The sequence below is a fragment of the Bradyrhizobium sp. Arg816 genome (genome assembly GCF_029989365.1).
Taxonomy (GTDB): Bacteria; Pseudomonadota; Alphaproteobacteria; order Rhizobiales; family Xanthobacteraceae; genus Bradyrhizobium.
Genome location: NZ_JAPRAQ010000008.1, coordinates 245,415 through 258,499, shown reverse-complemented (window position 1 = coordinate 258,499; position 13,085 = coordinate 245,415). Strand labels below are relative to the sequence as shown.

Here is a 13,085-nt window from a genome sequence, read left to right as displayed (position 1 = left end):
GCAGAAATATCGACCACAACGAAAAACAAATCGGGAGGTCGTCATGCGTTTGGAAGGCGGATGTTATTGCGGCGAAGTGCGCTACGTGGCCGAGGGCGATCCGATGATGCAGGCCCAGTGTCATTGCCGCGAGTGCCAGTACATCTCGGGCGGCGCGCCCAACACCTTCATCGCGATGCCGGTGGCCGGCTTCAGCTACATCACCGGGCAGCCCAAGCAGTTCACGCGCAAGGACCTCGAACGCGCCGTCACGCGCGAATTCTGCGCCGAATGCGGCACCCATCTGGTGACCAAGGTTCCGGGACTGCCCGCGGCGATCCTGAAGGTCGGCACCCTGGACGAGCCAAAGCAGTTCCATCCGCAGATGGCGATCTACACCTGCGACAAGCAGGAGTTTCATGCGATCCCCGCGGGCATGGCGAGGTTCGAGAAGCTGCCGGGGCATTGAGCGCGCCCATCCCGAGAGACTCGTCATGCCCGGGCTCGTCCCGCCTGCGCGGCCGAAGCCCGCTTCGGCGAGGCGAAGGCCCGGGCATCCACGTTCTTGGGCGTGCCAGGAAGGCCGTGGATGGCCGGGACAAGCCCGGCCATGACGGGACCCGGGCCCGCCCCGTATCCGTCGTATCCGACCTCATTTTCCTCCTCCGGACGGGCCGGACCTCAAATCTGGGTCACGGAAATGACTCTTGATGGCGCGGAAAGCCGATGGTTAATCGCGTCTTAACCTCGCCCTATCTATGGTGAACTGAACCGCTTCCCGCCGGCGCCTTGGTGCGACCGGCTGTTCCAAGAGTGCTGGCGTCCAGAATGGCTATAACCGCTTCATCCCGTGCGCCGCAGGACAGTGGAAGCTCCGATAGCGAACGCTCGCCCTTCGTCCGGCTGAACGAGCTGCTGGCACCCCATCAGCCGGGTAAGCCCTTGATTACGCTTGCAGTCGGCGAGCCCCAGCATCCCGTGCCTGATTTCGTCGGCCCGGTGCTGGCCAAGCACATCGCCGATTTCGGCCGTTACCCCGCGAACAAGGGCACCGACCCGTTCCGCAAGGCAGCCGGCGCCTGGCTGTCGTCGCGCTTCAAGCTGCCGCGGCCGCTCGACCCCGAGAACGAGATTCTCGTCCTCAATGGCAGCCGCGAGGGGCTGTTCCTCGCCGCGATCGCGGCCGCGCGCTATGTCGGCCCGCGCCCCGGCAAACCCGCGATCCTGATGCCGAACCCGTTCTATCCGGTCTATGGCGCCGGCGCCCGCGCCGCGGCCTGCGAGCCGGTCTATCTGCCGACCACCGTCGAAAACGGCTTTCTGCCCGATCTCGATGCCATCGACGAAGCGACGCTGGCGCGCACGGTGGCGTTCTATCTGGCCTCGCCGGCCAATCCGCAGGGCTCGGTCGCCAAGCCCGACTATTTCAGGCGGTTGAAGCAGCTCGCCGACCGCTACGGCTTCGTGATCCTCAGCGACGAGTGCTATTCCGAGATCTACACCCGCGAGGCCCCGGGCAGCGCGCTCGAATGCGCCGGCCCTGACTTCACCCGCGTGGTTGCGTTCCAGTCGCTGTCGAAGCGCTCCAACCTGCCGGGTTTGCGCGTCGGTTTCGCCGCCGGCGACAAACGATTCATCGGCATGTTCCTCGAGCTGCGCAACATCGCGGCGCCGCAGGTGCCGGTGCCGCTCCAGCATGTCGCGACCGTTGCCTACGGCGACGAGGCGCATGTCGAGGAGAACCGCAGGCTCTACCGGATCAAGTTCGATCTCGCCGACCAGATCATCGGCGATCGTTACGGCTATCGCCGGCCTGACGCCGGCTTCTGCGTCTGGCTCAACACGTCCGCGCTCGGCGACGACGTGTCGATCACGCTCAGGCTCTTCAAGGAAGCAGGCGTACGCGTGGTGCCCGGCAGTTATCTGGCGCGGCTCCAGCCCGACGGCTTCAATCCGGGCGCAGGTTTCATTCGCCTTGCGCTGGTGCAGGATGGCGAGACCACGGCGCAGGCGCTGCACCGCCTGGTCGAGACTCTGGGTTAGGCGGGGCCCATGAGCATGTCGGCAATCGAACGTGTCATTCCACTGGTCGGCCATCTGCCACCGTCGATCCGCGAGGGGTTGGCGCGGCGTATGCGCGAGCTCACCGGTCTCGGCCTGATCGTGCTGTCCGGCGTCGCCTCGGCCGCGCTGATGACCTGGTCGGTGCAGGATCCAAGCCTCAGCCACGCGACCTCGCGGCCGATCCGCAACATTCTCGGCTATGCCGGCGCGATCGGCGCCGATCTTGCGATGCAGATCCTCGGGCTCGGCGCGATCATGCTGGTCCTGACGGTCGCGGTGTGGGGCTGGCGCATGATGACCCATCGCCCGTTCGACCGCGAGGCGCTGCGGCTCGGTTCCTGGATTCTCTGCACCGTGATCGCTGCGGGCTTCGTCAGCTGCTGGCCGCATGGCGGCGCCTGGCCGCTGCCGACCGGCCTCGGCGGCGTGGTCGGCGATGCGCTGGTACGCGCGCCCGCGGTGATTTTCGGACCGGCGGGCATGATCTATCGCATGGTGCTGGGCACGATCCTGTTCGCCGCGATGGGCGCGACCTTCCTGATCGCCTGTGGCCTTGGCGCGCGCGAACATGACGACGAGCTCACGGAGATCGAGGACGACGACAAGCCGCTCGACGAAGACGAGGAGAGCGATCGCGGCTCGGTCTCGCTGGGCTGGCTGTTCCACGCAGTGATGAGCACGAAGGCCCGGCTGATCTGGCTGCTCGGCACCGCTTACCGCTCGCTGGTCTCGAGCGGACCGAAGACCAAAGTCGTTGCGTTCAGCCGCCAGGAGCCGAATCTCGGCGGCGGCCGCGCCGCGCCGTCGATCTCGCCGCAGTCCGAAGACGAGATTGACGAGGACGAGCACGAAGAAGAGGAAGACGAGGAGGAGGAAGAGGAGGAGCCGGCCGCGCGTGCCCCGCGCAAGAAGGCTGCACCGAAGGCCGCTTCCAAGAAATCCTCCGACAAGTTCGAGCTTCCGTCCGTGTCCGTGCTGGCCGCGCCCAAGGCGGGCGATCGCCAGCCGCTCAGCAAGGCCGAGCTGGAAGCCAATTCGCGCGCGCTCGAAGGCGTGCTGCAGGATTTCGGCGTGCGCGGCGAGATCGTGAAGGCCAATCCGGGTCCCGTGGTCACGCTGTACGAGCTGGAGCCGGCGCCCGGCATCAAGTCGTCGCGCGTGATCGGGCTCGCCGACGATATCGCCCGCTCGATGAGCGCGCTGTCGGCGCGCGTCGCGGTCGTGCCGGGCCGTAACGCCATCGGTATCGAACTGCCGAACGCGCATCGCGAGAAGGTCTATTTGCGCGAACTGCTGATCGCAAAGGAAGCGACCGAAACGGTTGCAAAGCTGCCGCTCTGCCTCGGCAAGACCATCGGCGGCGACCCCGTGATCATCGACCTCGCGCGCACGCCGCACATGCTGATCGCCGGCACCACCGGCTCCGGCAAGTCGGTCGCCATCAACACCATGATCCTCAGCCTGGTCTACCGGCTGCGCCCGGACCAGTGCCGCCTGATCATGGTCGATCCGAAGATGCTCGAACTCTCCGTCTATGACGGCATTCCCCATCTGCTCACGCCCGTCGTGACCGACCCGAAGAAGGCGGTGGTCGCGCTGAAATGGGCCGTGCGCGAGATGGAAGAGCGCTACAAGAACATGGCCAAGCTCGGTGTGCGCAACATCGACGGTTACAATACGCGCCTGCTCGAGTTGAAAGCCAAGGGCGAGGAACCGACGCGCACGGTGCACACCGGCTTCGACAAGGAAACCGGCAAGGCGATCTACGAGGAAGAGAAGCTCTCGCTCGACCCGCTGCCCTACATCGTCATCATCGTCGACGAAATGGCCGACCTGATGATGGTCGCCGGCAAGGACATCGAAGGCGCGGTGCAGCGCCTCGCGCAGATGGCGCGCGCCGCCGGCCTGCATGTGATCCTCGCGACGCAACGCCCGTCGGTCGACGTCATCACCGGCACCATCAAGGCGAACTTCCCGACCCGCATCGCCTTCCAGGTGACGTCCAAGATCGACAGCCGCACCATCCTGGGCGAGATGGGCGCCGAGCAGCTGCTCGGGCAGGGCGACATGCTCTACATGGCGGGCGGCGGCCGCATCAGCCGCGTTCACGGACCTTTCGCGTCGGACGAGGAAGTCGAGAAGGTGGTGCGTCACCTCAAGACGCAGGGCCAGCCCGAATACCTCGAGGCCGTCACGGCCGAAGAGCCGACCGAGGACGAGGACGGTCGCGCCGTGTTCGACGCCAGCGGCATGGGCGCGGATGGCGGCGGCGATCTCTTCCAACAGGCCGTGGCCATCGTCAAACGCGACCGCAAGGCCTCGACCAGCTACATCCAGCGCCGGCTCCAGATCGGCTATAACCGCGCCGCGTCCTTGATGGAGCGCATGGAACTGGAAGGCATCGTCGGACCCGCCAACCACGCCGGAAAGCGCGAGATTCTGGTCGAGGAAGAAGACAGCCATATGTGAGGCGAACCGCCTCTGAACATAATTTCACGCAAAATCGATATCTGCATTGGCGAAATCACGCTAAAAAGGCGCCCAGCCACACAGGACGACGCGTTGATCAGACATCCGGACATTCGATTCGCTGCCACCATCGCCGCGCGAAGTGCGCGCATGGCCGGCGTGCTTCTCGTCACCGCCGCGATGGTGACCGCGGCGTCGTTCGCGCAGACCGTGCCCGTGCCGAAGCCCGCGCCGAAGGGCCGCGATGGCGGAGGCCCCGCTGTCACCGGCGCGACCCAGACGCCGCCGAACCCGGTCATCCCGGATCCGCGCCGCAACGTGCCGACCAGCATCTTCCAGACCTTCGACGCCAACCAGAAGGCGCAGGCGGCCAAGGTCAGCGCCTATCTGTCCTCGCTCTCGACGCTGGTCGGGAATTTCGTCCAGGTCGGCCCCGACGGCAGCAAGACGCAGGGCGACTTCTACATCCAGAAGCCCGGCAAGGTGCGCTTCGAATATGACGCGCCGAGCCCGATCGACATCGTCGCCGACGGATCGTCGCTGGTGGTGCGCGACCGCAAGCTCGCCACGCAAGACGTCTATCCGCTGTCGCAGACGCCGCTGCGCTTCCTGCTGTCCGATCGCATCGACCTGATGAAGGATACCAACGTCGTCAACGTCTCGGCCGACGACGTCTTCGTCAGCGTCACCATCGAGGAGAAGCAGGCGCTGGTCGGCACCAGCCGCCTCCTGCTGATGTTCGGCGCCAAGGACGGCCAGTTGAAGCAGTGGACCGTCACCGACCCGCAGGGCTACGACACCACGATCGCGGTCTACAATCTCGATGCGGGCAAGAAGCTCGATCCTGCCATGTTCAAGATCGATTTCACCAATTACGGCCCATCGCCGGGATAGGTGCCGTAGGGTGAGCAAAGCGAAGCGTGCCCACCAATCGCGCTCCAAACCGAAAAGACGTGGGCACGGCGCTTTGCGCCTTTGCCCACGCTACGAGAGCTTGCTAAGACGCATCCCTCATGCGTCTTTCCCTGACAACCTGGAACATCAACTCGGTGCGGCTGCGCATCGACCTGGTCGCGAAGTTTCTCAAGAGCACGCGGCCGGACGTGCTGTGCCTCCAGGAGACCAAGTGCATCGACGATGCCTTTCCGCTGAAGCGTTTCAAGCGGCTGGGCTACGAGCATGTCGCGCTGAACGGGCAGAAGGGCTATCACGGCGTCGCCATCGTCTCGAAGATTCCGTTCGAATCGAAAGACATCCGCACCTTCTGCGACAAGGTGGATTCGCGCCACATCTCGGTCTCGTTCGGCGAGAAGGCCAGCATCGCAAAGCCGCTGGTGCTGCATAATTTCTACGTGCCCGCCGGCGGCGACATTCCCGATCCCGCGCTGAACGAAAAATTCGATCACAAGCTGTGCTTCCTCGACGAGATGAAGGCCTGCGAGCCGCTGCATCCGCGCGGGGAGGATCGCCACATCCTGGTCGGCGATCTCAACGTCGCGCCGCACGAGAACGACGTGTGGTCGCACAAGCAGCTTCTGAAAGTGGTCTCGCATACGCCCGTGGAGACCGAGAAGCTGCAAGCCGCACTGGCAGCCGGTGAGTGGGTCGACGTCGCGCGCGAGCGCTTTCCGATGTCGGAGAAGGTCTATACGTGGTGGAGCTATCGTTCCGCCGACTGGACCGTCGGTGATCGCGGCCGCAGGCTCGACCACATCTGGGTCTCGCGCGCATTGAAGGACGCGGTCAGCGATTTCAAGATCCTGCGCGACGCGCGGAGCTGGGAGCGCCCGTCGGACCACGTGCCGGTGACGGTGACGCTGGACGTGTAATCTCGGAAGCCCGTAGCCCGTAGCCCGGATGGAGCGCAGCGCAATCCGGGATTCGCGAATACGGAAAGACTTCCCCGGATTACGCTTCGCTCCATCCGGGCTACGAAGAGGATCACTCAGGACGTCAGCTTCGCGCCCGCCATCAGGATATCGCTCGCGATCTGGCTGGAGCGCACCGCGAATTCGTCACGCAGACGCACCGCAGCCGCGGGATCACTCTCGAGCACGCGTTGAAACAGGCTGCGCGCGACGCGGATGACGGAGGCGTGCTCCAGCGCGACCGCGCTCGACGGCCGCTTCATCGGCACCACCAGCGCGAGCTCGCCGATCAGCGCGCCGGGACCCGCGATCATCTCCGCGCCGGCGCCGTCATCGACCCGAAAGGCGCCGCGTTGAACCACGTAGCCGGCATCGGCTTCGTCGCCGAGATTGAACAGGACGTCGCCGCGGACGAAATTACGCTGCTCGGAGCCAATCGCCAGCATGCGCAACGACGCGTCTCCCAACAAGCGCAGTGTCGGGACACGCTCGAGAAGCGCTACGTCGTCGTCGATTGACATTCAGGTCCGGGGCTCAAAGGGCATGCGATCTAAAACGATTCGCACGCCCCCAAAGCGTATCACGGCACCAGCTTGTAGCCACCGGCTTCCGTGACCAGGATTTCCGGGTTGGCGGCGTCCTTCTCGATCTTCTGGCGGAGGCGGTAGATGTGGGTTTCCAGCGTGTGGGTGGTGACGCCGGAATTATAGCCCCAGACCTCCTGGAGCAGGGTCTCGCGCGAGACCGGCATCTGGCCGGCCCGGTAGAGGAAGCGGAGGATGGCGGTTTCCTTCTCGGTGAGCCGGACCTTGCGGGCATTGGCCGCGGTCAGCATCTTCGAGCCCGGGCGGAAGGAGTAGGGGCCGACCGAGAACACCGCGTCCTCGCTCGCCTCGTGCTGGCGGAGCTGGGCGCGGATGCGGGCCAGCAGCACGGCGAAACGGAAGGGTTTTGCGACGTAGTCGTTGGCGCCGGATTCCAGCCCCAAAATCGTGTCGGAATCGGTGTCATGCCCGGTGAGCATGATGATCGGGGCCTTGAAGCCGCCCTTGCGCAAGGAACGAACCACCTCGCGGCCATCGGTGTCGGGCAGGCCGACATCCATCAGGACGAGATCGGGGGCATTAGCCTTCGCGGCGCTCGCGCCCTTGGCGCCGGTATCGACGGCGGAGGCCTCAAATTCTTCGTGCAGCGATAATTGCTCCACCAACGTATCGCGCAGATCGGTATCGTCATCCACGATGAGGATCTTGCGGGCATTGGCCATAGGGGGTCATCCTTTTGGAGTCCGGCTCGGCGCGCATGCATGCTGCACCCAGCCGCGAGGGAAAGTTAGGGGGGTCGCCGTTATTATTGTTGTTCGTGTTGAAGTAGTGGGCTGTTACCGATTCACAAGCCAGAACCACTCTAACTCAAAATCTCAGGCCGTTTTGATGAATGTCCTGTAATGAATTCGACATCGCACGTTCACATGAAAAACAAAGCAGCTTCAGTTAGTTACCCAAGGAATCGAAGCTCCGGACCGGTTCAGGCGATCCGCGTTAAACCTGCCGCCGGGAATCCGCGCCGGGGCTGGCTGACGGCCGGCGGGCTGACGATCCCGGTGGCGCTGGGGCGGGGCGGAATCCTGGCAAACAAGCGCGAGGGCGATGGCGGCACCCCCAGGGGCAGCTTCCGTCCCAGGCAATTATGGTGGCGGGGCGACCGCCACAGCCGTCCGCGGACCTTTCTTCCGGCCCGGACCATCGGTGACACGGACGCCTGGTGCGAGGACGCCGGAGATCGCCACTACAATCAGGCGATCCGGCTCGGACCGGAGCAGGGCGGTGACCGTCTCAAGCGGACCGACCATCTCTATGACTTCATCATCGAAATCGACCACAACACCAGACCGCGCATCGCCGGCCGCGGCAGCGCGGTGTTTTTGCATCTGGCGCGCGACAATTTCGGGCCGACCGCGGGCTGCGTCTCGATGACCAAAGCGGCGATGCTGCAATTGCTGCGGCGACTGGGACCAAGAACAAGAATCATCATCGGGTGAGGGCACATGCTCGACAAGGATCAGATCGCCGCCGCATCGCAGGCCCTGGTCAAACATTGGCGCGACTGCACCAAGTTTGACGCGCTGGAGCCGCGGTTGCGGCCGCAGAGCCGCGCCGATGGCTATGCCATCCAGGCCGTCCTCGAAAGCCAATCGCTTGGAAAACTGTTCGGTTGGAAGATCGCGGCCACAAGCGAGGCCGGACAGAAGCACATCAACGTCGCGGGACCGCTGGCCGGCCGCATCATGAGCGACACCGTGATCGCCGACGGCGGCACGGCGTCGATGAAGGGCAACGAGATGCGCGTCGGCGAGCCTGAGTTCGCCTTTCGCATGGGCCGCGATCTGCCGCCGCGCGCGACGCCGTACAGTGTCGACGACGTGCTCGCCGCCGTCGACACCTTGCATCCCGCGATCGAGATTCCCGACTCGCGCTTTGGCGATTTCGCCAGCGCCGGCGAGGCGCAGCTCATCGCCGACAATGCCTGCGCGCATCTGTTCGTGCTGGGCGCCACGACGACTGCGAACTGGCGCGCCATGGATCTCGTCGAGGAGCGGCCGCAGATCACCCTGCGCGGCCAGCGCTATCTCGGCCACGGCAAGAACGTGCTCGGCGATCCCCGTGTTGCCCTGGCCTGGCTTGCCAACGAGCTGCGTGGGCTCGGCATCACCTTGCGGGCAGGGGAGGTGGTGACGACAGGCACGTGCCATCCGCCGCTGCCGATCCAGGCCGGCGATCATTTCGCGGTGGACTTTGGTGTGCTGGGGAAGGTGTCGGTGGGGTTTGCGTAGAGGCGGCCTCACACACCGCCGTCATTGCGAGCGCAGCGAAGCAATCCAGACTGTCACCGCGGAAAGACTCTGGATTGCTTCGCTGCGCTCGCAATGACGAATTCGAACGCCGTTGCTGGGCGCGGCCGTCGATGACGACTCTTACCGATGCCCGAAGATCGCGCTCCCGACGCGCACATGGGTGGCGCCGAGCATGATCGCGGTGGCGAAATCCGCGCTCATGCCCATCGAGAGCTTCTTCAATCCATTGCGCTCCGCGATCTTGGCGGTCAGCGCGAAATGCGCCGCCGGCGGCTCGTCGACCGGCGGGATGCACATCAACCCGGAGATCGTCAGCCCGTAGCTGTCGCGGCAGCTCGCGATGAAGGCATCGGCCTCGCCGGGAGCGATGCCGGCCTTCTGCGGCTCCTCGCCGATGTTGATCTGGACGAACAGTTCCGGGTGCCTGTTCTGGGATTCGATTTCCTTGGCTAACGCCTGGCAAATGCTCGGGCGGTCGACCGAATGGATGGCATCGAACAGTGCTACCGCCTCCTTCGCCTTGTTGGACTGAAGCGGCCCGATCAGATGCAGCGCGATGCCGGAATAAGCGGACGTTAACGCGGGCCACTTGCCTTTGGCCTCCTGCACCCGATTTTCGCCGAATACGCGCTGTCCGGCGTCGATGACCGGGATAATTGCATCCGCGGCGAACGTCTTGGACACCGCGATCAGCGTCACCGAGGCGCGATCGCGCCGCGCTTCCTTGCAGGCGCGGACAATTTCGGCTTCGACCGCGGCGAGCGCGTTTGGTGAATGGCCGGTTACCGGCGCGGCGTTGGTTTCGGTCATGACGTCGGTTCGGACTGGATTGTTGCGGAGCTAGTTCTAATTTTACCGAGTTCAAGAAAGAGTTTTTGAACCCTTCGCTTTACCTTGGCCGATGGGGTGGGCAGCGAAGATGGCAAACGTCAGTTTCAACCGCAAACGAGTGAAACTCAAGCAGGTTCTCGGAATCCGGGCACGGCTTGCGTTGCTCGCGGTGATTCTGGTGACGCCTTTGATGTTCGAGCGCATCCGTTCGCTCGAGGACACGCGCGCGCGGCAGATCGCGCAGGCCGCGACCGAATTCACCACCATTGCAAGACACAGTGCCGATGCGCAGCGTGAAGTGATCTCGTCGGTCGAAACCATCCTGAAATCTGAAGCCTTCATCCGCGCCTCCGCCGGCGGCATCAGCAAGAGCTGCGACGTGCTGCGCGCGAGCCTGCCGTCGAACCTTCCCTGGATCCGCACGCTGTTGATCGCCGGCCAGGACGGACGCATCCAGTGCGCCACCAACAACATGTATGTCGGCCTCGACCTCAGCGACCGGCCTTACTTCCAGCAGGCGCAGGAAACCGGCCGCTTCGTGCTGAGCGACTTCATCCTGTCGCGGCCCGTGCTGTCGCCGACTGTGATGGCGGTTTATCCGGTGTCGGCCTTCAGCGGTGTGGCGGATGCCGTCGTGCTCGCCACCGTGAACCTCGACTGGATGTCGAAGGTCATGAGCAATCTCGGCGGCCGTGCCGGCATCACCGCCGTGCTGGTCGACAGCGCCGGCACCGTGCTCGCCGCGCCGGCCGACCAGCACAGCGCGATCGGCCGTCCGCTCGACAACATGCCGCTGATGTCGGCGATCGCCGACAAGGCGTTGCGGTCGGACCAGGACGAGGGCTCACTGTCTTTCCTCGCCGCCGACGGCTCCCGCCGCGCGGTGAGCTATATCCGCATCGCCGGCACCAATGCCCGCCTGATTGCCAGCATCGACGAGGACAAGGTGTCCGCGGCGGTCAGCCGCGACATCCGCACCGCCTATCTCCAGCTCGCGTTCGTCGTCCTGTTCGTCCTGCTAGGCGCGCTGATCGCCGCCGAGAAGCTCGTGATCAAGCCGATCGAGATGCTGGCCGACATGGCCAAGCGCCTCGGCGAGGGCGACCTCTCGGCCCGCGCCGCGCGCAACCGGCTGCCGGCCGAGTTCGTGCCGCTGGCCCGCGCCTTCAACGCGATGGCCGCGCAGCTCAGCCAGCGCGAGCGCGAGCTGATCGCGAGCAACGACCGCCTGACCGTGATGGCCTCGATCGACATGCTGTCGGGGCTGGCCAATCGCCGCGGCTTCCAGAGCCGGCTCGACTTCGAATGGATGCGCGCGCAGCAATATGGCAGCGAGCTTGCTCTGCTGATGATCGACGTCGATCACTTCAAGCTGTTCAACGACACCTATGGCCATCTCGAAGGCGATTCCTGCCTGACCCGGCTCGGCGAATCCTTGTCCGGCATCGCCGCCGACACGATGGGCTTTGCGGCCCGCTATGGTGGCGAGGAGTTCTGCCTGCTGCTGCCGAACACCGATGTGAATCGCGCCGTCGAGATCGGCGAGCAGGTGCGCGCGGCCGTGCTGAAGCTGTGCCTGCCGCACATCACCTCCGCCCACATGATCGTCACCGTCTCGATCGGCGTTGCCGCAACGAAGCCGAACGAGACGCTGCGCCCCGGCGATCTCATCGAAGCCGCCGACGCCGCGCTCTACGCCGCAAAGCACCGCGGCCGCAACAATGTCATGGAACACGGCATCCAGGTGATCGAGAACGGCGCGGCCGACATGATGCTGGCGGCGAGCGCCTAGCCCGCAGCCGTAGCGCGATCGAGTTCGACCTCCGTCACCACACGATTACGGCCGCCGCCCTTGGCGAGATAGAGCGCGCGGTCGCAGCGCTCGATGAGATCGGTGATCGCCTCGCCGGTGCGGTACTGCGCCACGCCGATCGACACGCTGATGTTGGGCAGGGTCTCGCCGGTCGAGCGGCGCGTGATCGTGCATTCGGCGATCGCGCGCCTGATGCGCTCGGCGATGTCGGCGCAAGTGGCGAGATCGGCATCCGGCAGCACCGCGATCAGCTCCTCGCCGCCATAGCGGGCCGACAGATCCTGCTCGCGAACCTTTTCGCGCAGCACCTTTGCCATCAGGCGCAGCACCTGGTCGCCGACGCCATGGCCGAAATTGTCGTTGAAGGTCTTGAAGTGGTCGATGTCGAGCATCAGCACGCCGAGCGGCTCGCCCCAATCCGCGGTCGTCTGCGCCTTGCGCAGGAATTCATCGAGCGCCCGCCGGTTTGCCAGCCCCGTCAGCGTATCGGTCCGGGCGCGCTCTTCGGACTTGGAGAGCGAGTCGCGGATCACGTCGAGCTCGCGGGTCTTTTCGGCAAAGCCGGCCTCGAGCCGCGTCGCCCTCGTAGCGGCCCGCGCCAGCTCATTCATGAGCTGGGCGACCAGCGCCTTCGGATCGACGCCGGCCCTGCCCCGATCAGCGACCTCGCTGATCGCCTGCATCTGGTAACGATTGTCGGCCATGGCCGTCGCCAGAAACTCTTTCGCCGCCCCCATGAGGGCATGCAGCCGATCGGACGTCTCGGAGGCGACGGCGCCCGCCCGGGGCGCGACATAGGTCTCGAACAGATCCTGGTTGGTCCTGGCGTCGAAGGGACGGTTGTGGTCGATCAGGAGATCGATCGCATTGCGCAGGTCGTCGTGGCTGCCTGCGAAATAGTGGAACCAGACGGCAAAATTGGTCGGCGTCGGCGGAATCCCCTGTTCGGCCATGCTCCGCACCGCCCGTCCGGCGACGGACGCGGCATAGTCGTAATCGAGATCGTCGAAGCCTGATTCCATCGCCTGGCGGGGTGCTGTCGGCGGCCAACCTCGCACCGACCCCTTAATCCGATCCCAATGGGGTGGTCCGTACTTTAGCGGAGCAGGCTTGCGGGGCCGCCGCCAGCGGCAACCCATTGACCCCCTAAGGACTTCTATGGCCTAGTCCGCCGTCTTTAAACGGCCGAATCCACGAAAACCCAACG

12 protein-coding genes are annotated in these 13,085 nt (G+C 65.0%); 8 read left to right on the top strand and 4 right to left on the bottom strand.

Annotated features, from left to right (window positions below; translation table 11 throughout):
• Window positions 1-43 precede the first annotated feature (43 nt).
• The 5 genes from OWC48_RS21635 (at window position 44) to xth (ending at window position 6,341) form a co-directional block, all read left to right on the top strand.
• The gene (locus OWC48_RS21635) at window positions 44-448 is read left to right on the top strand and encodes a GFA family protein (RefSeq protein ID WP_282521762.1); all 405 of its coding nucleotides are present in this window, start codon (window positions 44-46) and stop codon (window positions 446-448) included.
• Window positions 449-807: 359 nt separating this feature from the next.
• On the top strand, window positions 808-2,022 hold the full coding sequence (locus OWC48_RS21630; protein WP_282521761.1) for an aminotransferase class I/II-fold pyridoxal phosphate-dependent enzyme: 1,215 nt from the start codon (window positions 808-810) through the stop codon (window positions 2,020-2,022).
• Between the two features lie 9 nt (window positions 2,023-2,031).
• Window positions 2,032-4,512 (top strand): DNA translocase FtsK, encoded by a 2,481-nt coding sequence (locus OWC48_RS21625; protein ID WP_282521760.1) that lies wholly within the window; start codon window positions 2,032-2,034, stop codon window positions 4,510-4,512.
• A 150-nt stretch (window positions 4,513-4,662) separates the two neighbouring features.
• Window positions 4,663-5,406, top strand: a complete 744-nt coding sequence (locus OWC48_RS21620; protein ID WP_028150187.1) for an outer membrane lipoprotein carrier protein LolA — start codon at window positions 4,663-4,665, stop codon at window positions 5,404-5,406.
• A gap of 119 nt (window positions 5,407-5,525) precedes the next feature.
• Window positions 5,526-6,341: an exodeoxyribonuclease III gene (xth, locus tag OWC48_RS21615; RefSeq protein ID WP_282521759.1), complete on the top strand. Its 816-nt coding sequence runs from the start codon at window positions 5,526-5,528 to the stop codon at window positions 6,339-6,341.
• Between the two features lie 116 nt (window positions 6,342-6,457).
• On the opposite strand, the gene OWC48_RS21610 is transcribed toward xth, so the two are convergent.
• The gene (locus OWC48_RS21610) at window positions 6,458-6,901 is read right to left on the bottom strand and encodes a cyclic nucleotide-binding domain-containing protein (protein WP_028158686.1); all 444 of its coding nucleotides are present in this window, start codon (window positions 6,899-6,901) and stop codon (window positions 6,458-6,460) included.
• A 59-nt stretch (window positions 6,902-6,960) separates the two neighbouring features.
• On the bottom strand, window positions 6,961-7,647 hold the full coding sequence (locus OWC48_RS21605; RefSeq protein WP_007598630.1) for a response regulator transcription factor: 687 nt from the start codon (window positions 7,645-7,647) through the stop codon (window positions 6,961-6,963).
• A gap of 204 nt (window positions 7,648-7,851) precedes the next feature.
• Between OWC48_RS21605 and OWC48_RS21600 the strand changes: the two genes are divergently transcribed.
• Together OWC48_RS21600 and OWC48_RS21595 are read left to right on the top strand one after the other, a co-directional pair.
• Window positions 7,852-8,421 (top strand): L,D-transpeptidase, encoded by a 570-nt coding sequence (locus OWC48_RS21600; RefSeq protein ID WP_282521758.1) that lies wholly within the window; start codon window positions 7,852-7,854, stop codon window positions 8,419-8,421.
• A 6-nt stretch (window positions 8,422-8,427) separates the two neighbouring features.
• Window positions 8,428-9,213, top strand: coding sequence for a 2-keto-4-pentenoate hydratase (locus tag OWC48_RS21595; protein WP_282521757.1), 786 nt, complete (start codon window positions 8,428-8,430; stop codon window positions 9,211-9,213).
• 141 nt (window positions 9,214-9,354) lie between these two features.
• On the opposite strand, the gene OWC48_RS21590 is transcribed toward OWC48_RS21595, so the two are convergent.
• Window positions 9,355-10,044 (bottom strand): YggS family pyridoxal phosphate-dependent enzyme, encoded by a 690-nt coding sequence (locus OWC48_RS21590; RefSeq protein ID WP_282521756.1) that lies wholly within the window; start codon window positions 10,042-10,044, stop codon window positions 9,355-9,357.
• Between the two features lie 109 nt (window positions 10,045-10,153).
• Here OWC48_RS21590 and OWC48_RS21585 point away from each other — a divergent pair, with 109 nt between their 5' ends.
• Window positions 10,154-11,857: a diguanylate cyclase domain-containing protein gene (locus OWC48_RS21585; protein WP_282521755.1), complete on the top strand. Its 1,704-nt coding sequence runs from the start codon at window positions 10,154-10,156 to the stop codon at window positions 11,855-11,857.
• Here OWC48_RS21585 and OWC48_RS21580 read toward each other — a convergent pair.
• Window positions 11,854-12,900 (bottom strand): GGDEF domain-containing protein, encoded by a 1,047-nt coding sequence (locus OWC48_RS21580; protein ID WP_282521754.1) that lies wholly within the window; start codon window positions 12,898-12,900, stop codon window positions 11,854-11,856. The two genes, OWC48_RS21585 and OWC48_RS21580, sit on opposite strands and share 4 nt — an antisense overlap.
• Window positions 12,901-13,085 lie beyond the last annotated feature (185 nt).